Raw genomic sequence first — 15,258 nt, forward strand, 5'->3', positions numbered from 1 at the left:
TGTGCAGCCCCTTTTCCACCCTGGATGTTCTCTTACATCCTGCAACGCTCTATCCCACAGCCCCGCGAAAATCCTCTGCCATACTCCCCGCTACACAGCTTGAAACAGTCAGCCAGTTGAATCCCCGCGACTGCCCCCTTATATACCCCGCAGTAAGCGACATTTTCATCCGTCAGGAGAACGTAACAACCATGATGCGCATCTTGTTGTTTGTAGCCACCAACCTTGCGGTGGTGCTGGTTGCAAGCATTACCCTGAGCCTGTTCGGCTTCAATGGGTTCATGGCCGCCAACGGGGTTGACCTCGACCTCGGCCAGTTGCTGGTCTTCTGCGCCGTGTTCGGCTTTGCCGGCTCGCTGATCTCGCTGTTCATCTCCAAGTGGATGGCGAAGATGAGCACCGGCACCCAGATCATCAGCCAGCCGCGCACCCGCCATGAGCAATGGCTGCTGCAGACGGTCGAAGAGCTGTCTCGCGAGGCCGGTATCAAGATGCCCGAGGTGGGTATCTTCCCGGCCTACGAGGCCAACGCCTTCGCCACCGGCTGGAACCGCAACGACGCCCTGGTGGCGGTCTCGCAGGGCCTGCTCGAGCGCTTCTCGCCCGATGAAGTGCGCGCGGTACTGGCCCACGAGATCGGCCACGTGGCCAACGGCGACATGGTCACCCTGGCGCTGGTGCAAGGCGTGGTGAACACCTTCGTGATGTTCTTCGCGCGGATCATCGGCAACTTCGTCGACAAGGTGATCTTCAAGAACGAAGAAGGCCGCGGCATTGCCTACTACGTGGCGACCATCGTCGCCGAGCTGATCCTGGGCATCCTGGCCAGCATGATCGTCATGTGGTTCTCGCGCCGCCGCGAGTACCGTGCCGACGAAGCCGGTGCACGCCTGGCCGGCACCTCGGCGATGATCGGCGCCCTGCAGCGGCTGCGCGTCGAGCAAGGCATGCCGGTGCACATGCCCGACACGCTGAAGGCGTTCGGCATCAATGGCGGCCTCAAGCAGGGCCTGGCAGGCCTGCTGATGAGCCACCCGCCACTGGAAGACCGCATCGAGGCGCTGCGCCGCCGCGGTTGATCGAGCTAGTGATACAAAAAGGGCGACTTCGGTCGCCCTTTTTGCGTCTCAGCGTTGTACGCGGTACACCCGCTCCAGCAGGCTGGTTGCCCCAGCCTGGGAGAACTTGGGGCTCTGATCGATGATCTCCGGCGCCTCGAGCTGCTCCACCTGCCAGCCCGCGAAACCGGCTCGCACCTCATCATCGGGCACCGAAAACGGTGGGCCGTCGACCCACGCCTGATCGTAGTCCAGGGTCACCAGCAAGCCTTGGCAGTGGGCCGGCAAGCCTTCGCTCAACAGCGCCCGGTACCCTTCGCGCATTGCCAGCGGTAATGCAATCAACGCCGCGCGGTCATAAAACCCCGCACAGTCGGCGATATCGCCCGCCTGCAAGGCAAAGATATCCCCGCACCACAGCTCCACTTCAGCGCTGCGCCACACCTCGAACGCACCGCGCCGAGAGACTTCTGCCTGCAACCCATGCTCGGCAAAAAAGTCCTCCACGGCCCGTCGCGACAGCTCTATCCCCAGCACTCGATACCCCTGCGCCGCGAGCCAGAGCACATCCAGGCTCTTGCCGCAGAGCGGTACCAGCACCCTGCTCCCCGGCGCCAGCCCGAGCGCTGGCCAGTGGGCCTGCAGGTAGGGATTGACCTCGGCCTGGTGGAACCCGATCTGGTTCGCCGCCCACTTGTTGTGCCAGAACGCCGCCTGCATGTTTAACTCCCAATTTTTCGATGGTTCAGGGTGAAAACTTAGTCTGGATGTCGATCTTTATCTGATCGAAGATAAACCCATCTTAACTGCCAGGACCCCCGCCATGCTGCCCAGCCTGTTCATTTCCCACGGCTCACCCATGCTCGCCCTGCAACCCGGCGCCAGCGGGCCGGCGCTGGCCGCACTGGCCAACGCGCTGCCGCGCCCCGAGGCGATCGTGGTGGTGTCGGCGCACTGGGAGAGCCGTGAGCTGCGGGTGATGAGCAATCCGCAGCCGCAGACCTGGCATGACTTCCATGGTTTTCCGCCGGCGCTGTATGCCGTCGATTACCCCGCCAAGGGTGCGCCCGAGCTGGCCCGCCGGGTCAGTGAGCAACTGGTTGCCGCGGGCCTGCCGGCGCAGCTCGACCCGCAGCGGCCGTTCGACCATGGCGCCTGGGTGCCGCTGTCACTGATGTACCGCGACGCCAGCATCCCGGTGATCCAGGTGTCGCTGCCCAGCCAGGCCGGGCCAGCGTTGCAGCTGCAGGTCGGCCAGGCGCTGGCCTCACTGCGCGCGCAAGGCGTGCTGCTGATCGGTTCGGGGAGCATTACCCATAACCTTGGCGAGCTGGACTGGCATGCCGGGCCGGACACGATCGAGCCGTGGGCCCTGGCGTTTCGCGACTGGGTGGTGGAGAAGCTCAAGGCCGATGACCGCCCTGCCCTGCTCGACTATCGGCGCCAGGCGCCGCAGGCGGTGCGCAACCATCCGAGTGACGAGCACCTGTTGCCGCTGTTCTTTGCGCTGGGGGCTGGGGACAGGCTGGGGATCGTGCACCAGGGGTTTACCCTGGGGGCGTTGGGGATGGATATCTATCGATTTGACTAAGGCTGTTCAGAGATACCGCTGGCCTCTTCGCGGGTAAACCCGCTCCCACAGGGACCGCAGTGGCCTTACGGTCAGCAGAGAACCTGTGGGAGCGGGTTTACCCGCGAAGAGGCCGGAACTGCCTATGCAAATTCTGGCGCTGACGCGCTGCACCGCCCTTATAAACCCGCGAGAGCGCAGCGATTCGCCAGCCGTTGCCCTGGCCCTTGATCTTGATCTGGCTCGTGATCTTGATCTACTGCGACTTCAGGAGGCCGAACGGAGGTCTTGCGAAGCGAGGTGACGGCCAGGAAGGCCGGCAAGGGCTGCGGGCCAGGAAGGCCCGTACAGCCCGGTCCTCGCGGGAGCAAGACCGGAGTGAGGGAACCCGTAGCGCAGCGAAGGGCCGTATGTAGGAGCAAGCGGTTTTTGGTTACTTTTTTCCAAGAAAAAAAGTGACCCGCCGTAAGGGCGGAAGGGGCCATAAGCGCCACCCCAGCAAACGGATAAGCCCCCAAACCCAGCGTAAAAAAGCCCGTGACCAGCACGGGCAAAAGCACTACCACCGCAGAATCTAGTGATCCATTTCATCCTTGATAATCTGCCCACTGTGCGGATCGACATGGAACTCGTACTTCATGCCATCCGCCTTCATGCCCTCGCCTTCCCAATGCCCGTCGTCGGCTTCGATCTTGGTGATCTGGGTGTAACCGGCAGCTTTCAGGCTGGCCTCGGCCTGGTCCTTGCTGACCTTCCAGTCGGCCCCTGGCTGGTCGGCCCAGGCCGCACTCGCGCCCAGTGCGCCAACCATCGCCAAGCCGGTAAACAGTCGAGTCAATGCTTTCATCGTGAACGTCCTTTTTGCGTGAAGGTACCCATTCCGACCGAGCCGGCGCCGCGTTCGTTCAGTTGCGTTCGCGCACTCATCCGATTGTTCCAGGGCTACCCGCGCCGCCACTTACGATGGTCACATTGGGCTGTTCAAATACCCCTGCTGGCGATCCAGTAGCAAAGACACAAAGAACTCGGACGAAATGCGTCTGCAACCCTTTCGATATGCGGCGAGTGAAGGCACAATGCGTGTCCTTTTTTTGGCCGGCCTGGCCGGGGGCCTTAAATGATCAAGACGCCGTATTACCTCATCGACAAACAGAAGCTGCTGGGCAACCTCGAGAAGATCGCCTACGTGCGCGAAAACTCCGGGGCCAAGGCCCTGCTGGCACTCAAGTGCTTCGCCACCTGGTCGGTCTTCGACCTGATGCAGCAGTACATGGACGGCACCACGTCCTCCTCGCTGTACGAGCTCAAGCTCGGCCGGCAGAAGTTCGAAGGCGAAACCCACGCCTACAGCGTGGCCTGGGCCGACGACGAAATCGCAGAGATGCTGGACAACTGCGACAAGATCATCTTCAACTCGATCGGCCAGCTGCAGCGCTTTGCCGAACAGTCCGAAGGCAAGGTCCGTGGCCTGCGCGTCAACCCGCAGGTGAGCAGCTCCGACTACCTGCTGGCCGACCCGGCTCGCCCGTTCAGCCGCCTCGGCGAGTGGGACCCGGAGAAGATCGAAAAGGTCATTGGCCAGATCTCCGGCTTCATGTTCCACAACAACTGCGAGAACGGCGACTTCAGCCTGTTCGACCAGATGCTCGCGCACATCGAAGAGCGCTTCGGCCACCTGCTGCACAAGGTCGAGTGGGTCAGCCTCGGTGGCGGCATCCATTTCACCGGCGAAGGCTATGCGCTGGACGCGTTCTGCGCGCGCCTGAAGGGCTTCTCCGAGAAGTACGGCGTGCAGGTCTACCTGGAGCCGGGCGAAGCGGCGATCACCCAGAGCGCCTCGCTCGAAGTGACCGTGCTCGACACCCTGTTCAACGGCAAGAACCTCGCCGTGGTCGACAGCTCGATCGAAGCGCACATGCTCGACCTGCTGATCTACCGCCTCGACGCCAAGATGGCGCCCAACGACGGCGAGCACACCTACATGGTCTGCGGCAAGTCGTGCCTGGCCGGTGACATCTTCGGCGAGTATCAATTCGAGCGTCCGCTGGCCATCGGCGATCGCCTGTCGTTCGTCGACGCGGCGGGTTACACCATGGTCAAGAAAAACTGGTTCAACGGTCTGAAAATGCCGTCCATCGCGGTCAAGCAACTCGACGGCAGCGTCGAAGTGGTGCGCGAGTTCGGTTTCGAAGACTACGTTTCCAGCCTGTCGTAAAACAGGCCTTTAGTAAGGAGCAAGGGATAAATTGAAGAAGAACGTTCTTATCATTGGTGCAGGAGGTGTCGCCAAGGTGGTGGCCCACAAGTGCGCGCAGCATAACGACGAACTCGGTCGTATTGCCATTGCGTCGCGGAACATCTCCAAATGCCAGGCCATCATCGACAGCGTCAAGGCCAAGGGTAGCCTCAAGGTACCCGCCGACATCCAGGCCTTCTCGCTCAACGCCCTCGATGTCGAAGCGACCAAGGCACTGATCCGCGAGACCGAATCGCAGATCGTGATCAACGTCGGCTCCGCCTTCCTCAACATGTCGGTGCTGCGCGCCTGCATCGATACCGGTGTCGCCTACCTGGACACCGCAATCCACGAAGAACCGGGCAAGATCTGCGAGACCCCGCCGTGGTATGGCAACTACGAGTGGAAACACCTCGACGAGTGCCAGGAAAAGAACATTACAGCCATTCTCGGCGTCGGTTTCGACCCGGGTGTGGTCAACAGCTATGCCGCACTGGCACAGCAGCAGTATTTCGACCAGATTGACTCGATCGACATCCTCGACGTCAACGCTGGCTCGCACGGCAAGTACTTCGCCACCAACTTCGACCCGGAAATCAACTTCCGCGAGTTTACCGGTCAAGTCTGGAGCTGGCAGAACAGCCAGTGGACCAGCAACACCATGTTCGAGGTCAAGCGCACCGACGACTTGCCGGTCGTGGGTTCGCAGAACCTGTACCTGACCGGTCACGACGAAGTGCACTCGCTGTCGAAGAACCTCGGCGTGCCGAACGTGCGCTTCTGGATGAGCTTCGGCGAGCACTACATCAATGTGTTCACCGTGCTGAAAAACCTCGGCCTGCTCTCCGAGCAACCGGTGAAGACCGCCGAAGGGCTGGAAGTGGTGCCGTTGAAAGTGGTCAAGGCCGTGCTGCCTGACCCGTCCTCGCTGGCACCGGGCTACACCGGCAAGACCTGCATCGGTGACCTGGTCAAGGGCACCAAGAATGGCCAGCCGCGCGAAGTGTTCATCTACAACGTAGCTGACCACGAAGAGGCCTACGCCGAGACCGACAGCCAGGGCATCTCCTACACCGCGGGCGTACCGCCAGTGGCTGCCGCCCTGCTGGTCGCACGCGGTCAGTGGGACGTGCAGCGCATGGCCAACGTCGAGGAGCTGCCGGCTGAGCCGTTCCTCAAGGCGCTGGACGTGATGGGCCTGCCGACCCGCATCAAGGATGAAAAAGGCGATCGTCCGTGGGACGCTGAAGCCTAAGCAACACCCAGAAGGGGCGCCATCATGGCGCCCCTTCTGCATTGTGTGGGGGTTGCCGGCTACTTGCGCGCCTCCAAAATCAGATTGAACGGCGTCTGCGTCGCCCGCCGAAACCGCGTGAACCCTGCCTCTTCGAACACCGCCCTGAGCCTGGCTTCCCCCGCCTGCGCGCCCAACCCCACTTCCTGAGACAACGAATTCGGCGTGCAGATAAACGTCGAAGCGGCGTAGAACAAGCGCCCGACCAGGTTGATATTGGCGTCCAGCGAGTCTTCGGCATAAGGCTCGACCAGCATCACCGTGCCGTCGTCCTTCAGCGCATGATAGGCGTGCCGCGCCGCACCCACCGGGTCGCCCATGTCATGCAGGCAGTCAAAGAAGCACACCAGGTCATGGTCATGGCCGGGGTAGTTCTTCGCGGTCCCCTGCTCGAAGGCCACCTGCCCTTCTGCACCAGCCTCGCTGGCACGTTGCCGGGCGGTGCTGATCGAGGGCGCGTGGTAGTCGTAGCCGGTGAACCGCGAAGCCGGAAACGCCTGGGCCATGACCAGGGTCGAGGCGCCATGGCCACAACCGACATCGGCCACCTTGGCGCCCGTCTGCAGCTTGTCGACCACGCCGTCCAACGCCGGTAGCCACTCGGCCACCAGAAACGTTCGATAGCCCGGCCGGAAGAACCGCTCGGTGCCGCTGAACATGCACGGATGGTGATCGCCCCAGGCCAGCCCACCGTCCCCGCGCATGGCCGCCAGCAGCTTGTCCTTGTCGTGGAACAGCGCCGCCACCACCGACGCCCCGCCGGGCATGTAAACGGGTGACGCCTCGATGGCCAGGGCCATGGCCTGCTCCTCGGGCAGTACGAAGCGGCCATCCAGGTGCTGCATGTAGCCCGATGCCGCCTGGCCGTTGAGCCATTCGCGTACCAGCCGTGGATGACAGCCGGTCTTCTCGGCCAGCGCCTCCGGGGTGGTCGGCTGGCTGTCGGCCATGGCCCGGTACAGCCCCAGCTCATCGCCGAGAATGACGTTGGCCAGGGTCGCCGCAGCGCCCATGTCGCCCACCAGCTTGCCCATGAAATCTTGCAGCTTTGCCTCGTCCATGACCTGACCTCCTCTGCGCGAAGGCCACCGTCGGCGGGGAAGCCTCCACTGCGAACGGCTGCAGGCGGTGGTCGGATGGATGATTGAAGCGCCCTGCTGCCGCTTGAGAGGCACCAGGCCGGGTATACAAGTCTAGCCTCCGGGTGGCAGCGGCGCGCCGCTGTCGGATAGACGCACCGCCCTGCCTGCGCTATCTTGCCGGCGCTCGCACCCGACCGACCATCTCACCCCCCAGGTGCAACAAAGGACTGCCTCAATGCCTCAGGTTCTGCAAAGCCGCTACGTCGCCGTGCTCATCGGTTTCGCCTTCGTCTTCCTCGACCAGTGGGTCAAGCTGCTCGCCCTCGCGGGCTTGCAGGCGCAGAGCTTCACCTTCGGCAACAGCCTCGCCTGGCTGGACGTCGCCCTCAGCCTCAACCCCGGTGCCTTCCTCAGCCTGGGTGCCAACCTGGCCCCCGGCCTCAAGCAACTGATCTTCGTCGTGGCGGTGGGCGTGGCCTGCTGCTGGGCGATCGGCTGGGCCCTGTCGCGTTGGACGCAGACCCCGGCCAAGGCGGCTGCGGCGTACTTCATCGCACTGGGTGGCGTGTCCAACCTGATTGATCGGGTGTTTCGTGAAGGGCACGTGGTGGATTACCTGGTGCTCAACCTCGGCCAACTGCACACCGGCGTGTTCAACATCGCCGACATCGCCATCATGGCGGGCGCCGCTGTGCTGGCACTGGACGGCCTGAAGCGCCCAGTCAAGGCCTGAGAATCGGCCCTCTCCACCCTGGGAGGAAAAGGACTACGCGGTGAAGCGAAAACGCTCGCATTGGCTCGGCCCATTCCGAAGAACCCAACCGTTAGCATAGGCAACTCGATAACGTGCCCCTATGTGATGACCCATGGACGGACAGCAACTCGCCGAGCTGATCGGCCTCAAGCACGCAGCACGTGATCAAGTCGCAGTGGAGTTGGGCCACACCAACAACGCCCTTTGCCAGCGCTTACGCATCGGCGAAATCGACGAAGGCGCAATCACTGCCCACGAATCCTGGCACCCGGCCCCCCATGATTTCGGTTGGGGCCGCGTATTGAAGTGGAAGGGAAGATTGGCACATGCGAGTGCCCTCGACATCGCAGTTTGGCACGACAACCAACTGGCGGGTATGTGTTGGGCTTCCCCACAAGGGAGCAAGCAAAAGATCATGGTGCTCTACCTGCAGCGCAACCCTGACGCCAGTCTGGCAACCCGAGGCTACATTGCCCCGCTGTGCCTCAGCGCCGTGCGCTACTACGCCTGGATGCTCGGTTTGAGATGGGTCGTGGTGAGGGATCCACTGCCCGAGGCCAGGCAAGCCTATCAACTTGACGGTTTCACCCAGGTGAAAGGCATCGGCCTTGCCTACGACTTGTCCCGTGACTATGCTGGACCCGACCACAAGGACTACTGACATGGCCTATCCATCCTGCGATTTGAGCGCTGAAGTCGCCAAATTCAAGGCAATTGCCGCACAAAAAATGGCGCGAATGCGCCATTCCGCTCAGTACCACAGCTTCCTCAACGACGCCGCCATCGGCGCGTTCAGCAAGGTCGATGGCTGCGATTACGCGGGCCACACTTCGCGTGCCGACAAATCCACTTCTGCCTGATCCACCAAGCGCGGCAGATGAGGCGACATCCTCGGCTCCAGCGCGGCTGACCGAGCCAGCCGCGCTGGAGCCGCGATCATTCAGGGGGTGGTTGCCGGCACCGCCGCGCTGACCGGTGCCGGTACGGCCAACTGCAGCACCTCATTGGTATACGCCCACTCCTTCTCGACCTGATCCGGATGATCGTTCAGGCGCATCCCGTACGACGGAATGATCTCGCGCAGTTTCGCCTGCCACGGCGCCGAGGCCATCTTGTCCTTGAACACCTTCTGCATCAGATCAAGCATGATCGGCGGCGCCGTCGAAGCGCCCGGCGAGGCGCCGAGCAAACCGGCGATGCTGCCGTCCTTGGCCGCCACCACCTCGGTGCCGAGCTTGAGCACGCCGCCCTGGTCGTTGTCCTTCTTGATGATCTGCACCCGCTGCCCCGCCTGCCACAGGCGCCAGTCTTCCTGCTTGGCATTGGGGAAGTAGGTCTTCAGCGCGTCGAAGCGATCAGCGTCGGACTGCAGCACCTGGCCGACCAGGTACTGCACCAGGTCGAACTCGCGCACGCCGACCCGCACCATCGGCCAGACGTTGTGGGTCGACATGCTGCCGAACAGGTCCAGCAGCGAGCCTTCCTTGAGGAACTTGGTGGAGAACGTGGCAAACGGGCCAAACAGGATCACCTGCTTGCCATCGAGCACCCGCGTATCCAGGTGCGGCACCGACATCGGCGGCGCGCCGGTCGAGGCGATACCGTAGGCCTTGGCCATGTGCCGCTTGGCGATGGCCGGGTTGTCGGTGACCAGGAACGAGCCGCCGACCGGGAAGCCGGCATAGTCCTTGGCCTCGTCGATACCGGCCTTCTGCAGCAGCGGCAACGCCGCGCCACCGGCGCCGATGAACAGAAACTTGGTGTCGGTGGCGGCCTTGCTGCCATCCTTGAGGTGCTTGTACTCGACGTGCCACGAGCCATCGTCGTTACGGCTGATGTCCTCGACTTCGGACGACAGCTGCAGGTCGAAATTCGGCCGGCTTTTCAGGTAGCCCACATACTGCCGGGTGATCTCGCCAAAGTTGACGTCGGTGCCGATCGGCGTCCAGGTCGCCGCGAGCTTCTGGTTGGGGTCGCGCCCTTCCATCATCAGCGGCACCCATTGCTTGATCTGAGCCGGGTCCTCGGAATACTGCATGGGGCGGAACAACGGGCTGGCCTGCAGCGCGTCGTAGCGTTTCTTGAGGAAGCGAATGTTGTCGTCGCCCCAGACGAAGCTCATGTGCGGGGTGGCGTTGATGAACGAACGCGGGTTCTTCAGCACCCCGCTCTTGACCTGCCAGGCCAGGAACTGGCGGGTGATCTGGAACGACTCGTTGATCTCCACCGCCTTGCTGATGTCGATCTTGCCGTCTTTTTCTGGGGTGTAGTTCAGCTCGGCCAGGGCCGAGTGGCCGGTGCCGGCGTTGTTCCAGCCGTTGGAGCTTTCCTCGGCGACCTTGTCCAGCCGCTCGACCATCTGCATGGACCAGCCAGGCTCGAGCTCATTGAGCCAGATGGCCAAGGTCGAACTCATGATGCCGCCACCCACCAGCAGTACATCGACCCGCTTGGTCTCCGCGGCCTGGGCACTGAGCAGGCCCCAGGTCATCGCCAGCCCCGCCAGCGCCAGTTTCGACTTGATCGTGATGTTCATGTGTTCTCCCACGAGGCGCTGCCGGCCTCGATCTGCTGTGCGTGGTTCGCCATGCCCTGCTCCGTCGTATTCAACCTGGGATCAAGCTTAGCTGAGCAATTCACTCGGGCATCGGCAGGCGGGCGCTCGCGCGCAATCCGCGCCTCTCGACAATAGGCACTTGCAACAGGCGCGATCTCGAAATACTGTATGAATATTCAGTATTTTGAGTAATCCTCATGCAGCTCATCGCCAAACTCGGCATCCTTGCCGACGCCGCCAAGTACGACGCCTCGTGCGCCAGCAGCGGCGCCCCCAAGCGCAGCTCGCGTGGCCGTGACGGGCTTGGCGCCACCGATGGCATGGGCATCTGCCACAGCTATACGCCTGATGGCCGCTGCGTTTCGCTGCTCAAGGTGCTGCTCACCAACTTCTGCCTGTACGACTGCCAATACTGCGTCAACCGCCGTTCGAGCAATGTGCCGCGCGCGCGCTTCAGCCCCGAAGAGGTGGTGCGCCTGACCCTGGACTTCTACCGGCGCAACTGCATCAGTGGCCTGTTTCTCAGCTCGGGCATCATCCGCTCGGCCGACTACACCATGGAGCAACTGATCGAGGTGGCGCGGCTGCTGCGCGACGAGCACGAATTCCGCGGTTACATCCACCTGAAGACGATTCCCGACGCCGACCCGCTGCTGATCGAACAGGCCGGGCGCCTGGCCGACCGGCTCAGCGTCAACGTCGAACTGCCGACCGACGCCAGCCTCAAGCGCCTGGCCCCGGAAAAACACGCGCACACCATCCGCCAGGCGATGGGCACCATCCACCAGGGCCAGCTGGCGGTCGCCGGCGAGCCGCGCGCGCCGCGCTTCACCCCGGCCGGGCAAAGCACCCAGGTGATCGTCGGCGCCGACGACACCGATGACCGCACCCTGCTCGGCAACGCCGAATCGCTGTACCAGGGCTACGGCCTCAAGCGCGTCTATTACTCGGCGTTCAGCCCGATCCCCGACAGCCCCGACAGTGTGCCGCTGGCGGCGCCGCCGTTGCTGCGCGAACACCGCCTGTACCAGGCCGACTTCCTCATGCGCGGCTACGGCTACAAGGCCGGCGAGCTGTTGAGCCAGGCCGGCAACCTGGCCTTGGACATCGACCCCAAGCTGGCCTGGGCACTGGCCAATCGCGAGGTCTTCCCGCTGGACCTGAACCGCGCCGAGCCGGCCCTGCTGGCGCGGATCCCCGGCATCGGCCTGCGCAGCGTCGAGCGGCTGGTCACCCTGCGCCGCGAACGCCGTATCCGCTACGACGACCTGATCCAGCTGCGCTGCGTGCTGGACAAGGCGCGGCCCTTCATCGTCACCAGCGACTACCGCCCGGCCCAGGGCGAATTGCGCAGCGGCCTGTTGCGCGCCCGCTTGCGCGAACCTCAGGCACCGGTGCAGATGGGGTTGTGGGGATGATCGCGCTCGACTGCGACGGCTACTTCGCCACCTGGCGCGAGCAGGCCCGTACGCTGCTCGGGCACGGCATCGACCCGGCGCAGGTGAGCTGGACGCAAGGGCCTATGGACGATCTGCTGGCGCTGCCCGTGCCGTTGCCGGAGGGCCCCGGGCCGTTCCGCGCAAAGGTGCCCGCGGCCCTGCTGTCGTTACTCGAACAAGCCGCGCGCTATCACGGCGAACAGCGCTGGAACCTGCTCTATGAAGTGCTCTGGCGCGTCGCCCATGGTGATCGCACCGCCATGCTGGCGGGCGACCGCCTGGGCAGCGAACTGCACCGGCGGATCAAGCAGGTCAGCCGCGAGGCGCATCACCTGCATGCCTTCGTGCGCTTCGTGCCACTGCCCGAGCCGTTGGCGGCGCAGCTGCAACTGGACCTGGTGGCCTACCACGAACCGGCCCACGACATACTCGAAAGCGCCAGCGGCCACTTCGCCGATCGCCTGGGGCGCCAGCGTTGGCTGATCGCGACCGACCGCGACGGTATTCGCTTCGATGGCCAGCAGCTGGATTACCGTCGCCAGTGCCCTGAAGCATGGCGTCAGTGGGCGCGGCATGCCGACGACCCCGGCGCGGACCTCTGGCGCACCTATTATCGGCATACGTTCAACCCGGCGCGGCTCAACCCCGACGCCTTGCGCCTGCACATGCCCGGGCGCTTCTGGCGGCACCTGCCTGAGGGGATGCTAATTCCGCAATTAGTGGGGTTGGCACGGCACGGCAAGCAGCGCGATGGGCAAGCGGTTGAGGTGGCGCAGCAGACCGGCAAGCGTATCGGTGAGCCCGGCAAAACCAAGAACTGAATCGTTTCCTGTCGGCTTTTTAGCACCCATTCGGCCCACATTCTCGTGCCAGCAGCGTGCTCGCGAACGCTGCGCACGCGCCACAAATGTGAAAAATTCATAAAAATTCTTAAGCGCCCGGCTTCTTAACCGCGACAAATCCTGACACACTGATTGCTAATCGTTCTCATACGCAGAATTATTTGCCTCTACACCGTCAGGAACCGCTGCTCATGTCGCGCCCTTCTTCGCAACGCCGCTTCAGCCCCTCACGCACTCTACTGGCAGCCGCCATTTGCATGGCCACGATGGCCCCCGCACTGGCTGACCAGACCGACAAGCCCAAGGAAGCGGCGCAAAAGAACCCGGCGGTCATGGAACTCGGTGCCACCGAGGTCAGCTCGCAGGCACTGGGCAGCACCACCGAGGGCACCACGTCGTACACCACGGGGAGCATGTCGACCGCGACCAAGCTGCCGATGAGCATGCGCGAAACGCCGCAGGCAGTGACCGTGATCACCCGCCAGCGCATGGACGACCAGGCCATGACCAGCGTCAACGACATGGTCCAGGCCACCCCAGGGCTGTTTCTCGATTACTCCAACGGTCCGGGCCGGCAGAGCTATTCAGCGCGCGGCTTCGATATCGACAGCTTGATGTACGACGGCATCCCCACCGGCTACACCGGCTGGGTGGTGGGGGCTCAGCCCAACCTGGCGATGTTCGATCGGGTTGAAGTGGTGCGCGGCGCCACCGGCCTGGTCACCGGCGCCGGCAACCCGTCTGCGGCGATCAACTTCGTGCGCAAGCGTCCGCTGGCCGAGCAGAAAGTCACCCTCACCGGTGCCGCCGGCAGCTGGGACAACTACCGTGGCGAGATCGACGCCTCCAGCCCGCTCAACGACAGCGGCACGCTGCGCGGTCGCGTGGTCGCCTCCTATGGTGACGCCAACAGCTTCATCGATGGCGCCGAAGAAGACCATGGCCTGTTCTACGCCGTCACCGAGGCCGACCTGAGCGAAGACACCACCCTGACCGTTGGCTTCTCCCACCAAAAGGACAAGACCAACTATTTCTGGGGTGCCTCGATGGTCGGCCTCGACGGCCATCATCTGGATTTGCCGCGGTCGTATAACCCAGGCACCGACTGGGAAAACAAGGACCAGGAAAACAACACCGTCTTCGCCGAAATCCGCCAGCGCCTGGCCAACGACTGGAAACTGCAGGTCAACGCCAACTACACCGAGCAGAATGCGCTGTTCTCCGGTTCCTATCAGTCGCGCTGGGGCGCCGACCAGGCGCTGTCGCGCACGGTCTACCAGGCCTCTTACGACCTCGACCAGGCAGGCCTGGACGCTTTTGTCAGCGGCCCGTTCGAAGCGTTCGGCCGCAGCCACGAACTGGTGGTCGGTGCCAGCCGGCGCATCGTCGATACCACCGAGCATGACTACTCCCCCTACGCACTCACCTGGCCGCTCACTGCGGGCAAGCCGAACTTCGTGCACACGGGCGATATCCGTGACGTCGTCACTCAGGACAGCACCTACCTGACCACCCGCCTGAGCCTGGCCGACCCGCTGAAGCTGATCCTGGGCGGGCGTGTGGACTGGTACGATTACGACCTGCATGGCGACGACGGCACCTCGGATTACAAGGTGACGCGCAACCTGACCAAGTACGCCGGCCTGATCTACGACCTGGACGAGCATCACTCGGTCTACGTGAGCTACAGCGACATCTTCACCCCGCAGACGTCGAAAGACACCTCCGGTACGCCGGTCAAGCCGATCGTGGGCAAGAACTACGAAATCGGGATCAAAGGCGAATACTTCGACGGTGCGCTGAACGCCAGCCTGGCGGTCTTCCGCGTCGACCAGGAAAACCGCGCGACCAAGATCACCGTGCCCAACTGCCCGCAGGACACCTGCTATGAAGCGTCCGGCGAAATCCGCAGCCAGGGCATCGACCTCGAACTGCAAGGCGCGCTCACCGACAACTGGCAGATCGGCGCCGGCTACACCTACACCCGCCTGCACACCATCAAGGATGACGCCAGCCCGGAGAAGGTCAACCAGCGCTACGACACCGATACCCCGGAGCACATGTTCAAGCTCTCCACCGTCTACCACTTCCAAGGCCCGCTGGAAAAACTCCGGGTCGGTGGCAACGTGTACTGGCAGAGCCGCATGTACAACGACTTCAGCGTGGCCGATGGCAGCAACTACCGGCTCGAACAGGGCGCCTATGCCGTCACCGACCTGATGGCCGGCTACCGGGTCAACCAGCACCTGGACCTGCAGCTCAACGCCAACAACATCTTCGACCGCACGTACTACTCGTCGATCTCCTCGTCGTGGCAATACGGCGGCGACACCTACGGCACCCCGCGCAACATGATGGTGACCGCCAAGTACAGCTTCTGAGTCACCCCACGGACGACCTCCGCGCAAGGACGCGCGCCCTCCCCC

The 15,258-nt window shown here is 63.4% G+C and carries 14 protein-coding genes; 10 read left to right on the top strand and 4 right to left on the bottom strand.

Features of this window, described 5'->3' with window-relative positions; translation table 11 throughout:
* Positions 1-191 precede the first annotated feature (191 nt).
* A complete protein-coding gene (gene htpX, locus CCOS865_RS22035; protein WP_119144762.1) occupies positions 192-1,079 on the top strand; it encodes a protease HtpX in 888 nt (295 codons plus the stop codon).
* Positions 1,080-1,127: 48 nt separating this feature from the next.
* Here htpX and CCOS865_RS22040 read toward each other — a convergent pair whose 3' ends face one another.
* Complete coding sequence (locus CCOS865_RS22040) at positions 1,128-1,778, bottom strand: thiopurine S-methyltransferase (RefSeq protein WP_119144764.1); 651 nt, start codon at positions 1,776-1,778, stop codon at positions 1,128-1,130.
* A gap of 103 nt (positions 1,779-1,881) precedes the next feature.
* On the opposite strand from CCOS865_RS22040, the gene CCOS865_RS22045 reads away from it, so the two are divergent.
* Positions 1,882-2,649: a DODA-type extradiol aromatic ring-opening family dioxygenase gene (locus CCOS865_RS22045; protein ID WP_119144766.1), complete on the top strand. Its 768-nt coding sequence runs from the start codon at positions 1,882-1,884 to the stop codon at positions 2,647-2,649.
* A 553-nt stretch (positions 2,650-3,202) separates the two neighbouring features.
* Here the strand turns inward: CCOS865_RS22045 and CCOS865_RS22050 are convergent.
* Positions 3,203-3,475 carry a PepSY domain-containing protein gene (locus CCOS865_RS22050; protein WP_119144768.1) on the bottom strand — a complete coding sequence of 91 codons (273 nt, stop codon included), beginning with the start codon at positions 3,473-3,475 and terminating at the stop codon, positions 3,203-3,205.
* A 270-nt stretch (positions 3,476-3,745) separates the two neighbouring features.
* On the opposite strand from CCOS865_RS22050, the gene nspC reads away from it, so the two are divergent.
* Positions 3,746-4,843 carry a carboxynorspermidine decarboxylase gene (gene nspC, locus CCOS865_RS22055; protein WP_119144769.1) on the top strand — a complete coding sequence of 366 codons (1,098 nt, stop codon included), beginning with the start codon at positions 3,746-3,748 and terminating at the stop codon, positions 4,841-4,843.
* Between the two features lie 31 nt (positions 4,844-4,874).
* On the top strand, positions 4,875-6,119 hold the full coding sequence (locus CCOS865_RS22060) for a saccharopine dehydrogenase family protein (RefSeq protein WP_119144771.1): 1,245 nt from the start codon (positions 4,875-4,877) through the stop codon (positions 6,117-6,119).
* Between the two features lie 59 nt (positions 6,120-6,178).
* On the opposite strand, the gene CCOS865_RS22065 is transcribed toward CCOS865_RS22060, so the two are convergent.
* The gene (locus CCOS865_RS22065) at positions 6,179-7,219 is read right to left on the bottom strand and encodes a class I SAM-dependent methyltransferase (RefSeq protein ID WP_119144773.1); all 1,041 of its coding nucleotides are present in this window, start codon (positions 7,217-7,219) and stop codon (positions 6,179-6,181) included.
* Positions 7,220-7,475: 256 nt separating this feature from the next.
* On the opposite strand from CCOS865_RS22065, the gene CCOS865_RS22070 reads away from it, so the two are divergent.
* The 3 genes from CCOS865_RS22070 (at position 7,476) to CCOS865_RS22080 (ending at position 8,854) form a co-directional block, all read left to right on the top strand.
* Positions 7,476-7,973, top strand: a complete 498-nt coding sequence (locus tag CCOS865_RS22070) for a signal peptidase II (protein ID WP_119144775.1) — start codon at positions 7,476-7,478, stop codon at positions 7,971-7,973.
* Between the two features lie 133 nt (positions 7,974-8,106).
* Positions 8,107-8,655 (top strand): hypothetical protein, encoded by a 549-nt coding sequence (locus tag CCOS865_RS22075; RefSeq protein WP_119144777.1) that lies wholly within the window; start codon positions 8,107-8,109, stop codon positions 8,653-8,655.
* A 1-nt stretch (position 8,656) separates the two neighbouring features.
* Positions 8,657-8,854: a hypothetical protein gene (locus CCOS865_RS22080; RefSeq protein WP_119144779.1), complete on the top strand. Its 198-nt coding sequence runs from the start codon at positions 8,657-8,659 to the stop codon at positions 8,852-8,854.
* 80 nt (positions 8,855-8,934) lie between these two features.
* Here CCOS865_RS22080 and mqo read toward each other — a convergent pair whose 3' ends face one another.
* Entirely contained in the window at positions 8,935-10,530 is a 1,596-nt protein-coding gene (mqo, locus tag CCOS865_RS22085) for a malate dehydrogenase (quinone) (protein ID WP_119144781.1), read from the bottom strand.
* 218 nt (positions 10,531-10,748) lie between these two features.
* On the opposite strand from mqo, the gene CCOS865_RS22090 reads away from it, so the two are divergent.
* The 3 genes from CCOS865_RS22090 (at position 10,749) to CCOS865_RS22100 (ending at position 15,213) form a co-directional block, all read left to right on the top strand.
* Complete coding sequence (locus CCOS865_RS22090) at positions 10,749-11,969, top strand: putative DNA modification/repair radical SAM protein (RefSeq protein WP_119144783.1); 1,221 nt, start codon at positions 10,749-10,751, stop codon at positions 11,967-11,969.
* Entirely contained in the window at positions 11,960-12,811 is an 852-nt protein-coding gene (locus CCOS865_RS22095; RefSeq protein WP_119144785.1) for a TIGR03915 family putative DNA repair protein, read from the top strand. The genes CCOS865_RS22090 and CCOS865_RS22095 overlap by 10 nt, the downstream gene beginning before the upstream one ends.
* Before the next feature lie 212 nt (positions 12,812-13,023).
* Entirely contained in the window at positions 13,024-15,213 is a 2,190-nt protein-coding gene (locus CCOS865_RS22100) for a TonB-dependent siderophore receptor (protein WP_119144787.1), read from the top strand.
* The last annotated feature ends 45 nt before the right edge of the window (positions 15,214-15,258 follow it).

It is taken from the genome of Pseudomonas reidholzensis (assembly GCF_900536025.1).
GTDB classification, from domain to species: Bacteria; Pseudomonadota; Gammaproteobacteria; order Pseudomonadales; family Pseudomonadaceae; genus Aquipseudomonas; species Aquipseudomonas reidholzensis.

Bases quoted from the DNA above. Each gene is read 5' to 3' on its own strand.
- CCOS865_RS22075 (WP_119144777.1), top strand. From the start codon at position 8,107: ATGGACGGACAGCAACTCGCCGAGCTGATCGGCCTCAAGCACGCAGCA.
- mqo (WP_119144781.1), bottom strand. From the start codon at position 10,530: ATGAACATCACGATCAAGTCGAAACTGGCGCTGGCGGGGCTGGCGATG.
- CCOS865_RS22065 (WP_119144773.1), bottom strand. From the start codon at position 7,219: ATGGACGAGGCAAAGCTGCAAGATTTCATGGGCAAGCTGGTGGGCGAC.
- htpX (WP_119144762.1), top strand. From the start codon at position 192: ATGATGCGCATCTTGTTGTTTGTAGCCACCAACCTTGCGGTGGTGCTG.
- CCOS865_RS22040 (WP_119144764.1), bottom strand. From the start codon at position 1,778: ATGCAGGCGGCGTTCTGGCACAACAAGTGGGCGGCGAACCAGATCGGG.
- CCOS865_RS22090 (WP_119144783.1), top strand. From the start codon at position 10,749: ATGCAGCTCATCGCCAAACTCGGCATCCTTGCCGACGCCGCCAAGTAC.
- CCOS865_RS22045 (WP_119144766.1), top strand. From the start codon at position 1,882: ATGCTGCCCAGCCTGTTCATTTCCCACGGCTCACCCATGCTCGCCCTG.
- CCOS865_RS22070 (WP_119144775.1), top strand. From the start codon at position 7,476: ATGCCTCAGGTTCTGCAAAGCCGCTACGTCGCCGTGCTCATCGGTTTC.
- CCOS865_RS22050 (WP_119144768.1), bottom strand. From the start codon at position 3,475: ATGAAAGCATTGACTCGACTGTTTACCGGCTTGGCGATGGTTGGCGCA.
- CCOS865_RS22080 (WP_119144779.1), top strand. From the start codon at position 8,657: ATGGCCTATCCATCCTGCGATTTGAGCGCTGAAGTCGCCAAATTCAAG.
- CCOS865_RS22100 (WP_119144787.1), top strand. From the start codon at position 13,024: ATGTCGCGCCCTTCTTCGCAACGCCGCTTCAGCCCCTCACGCACTCTA.
- nspC (WP_119144769.1), top strand. From the start codon at position 3,746: ATGATCAAGACGCCGTATTACCTCATCGACAAACAGAAGCTGCTGGGC.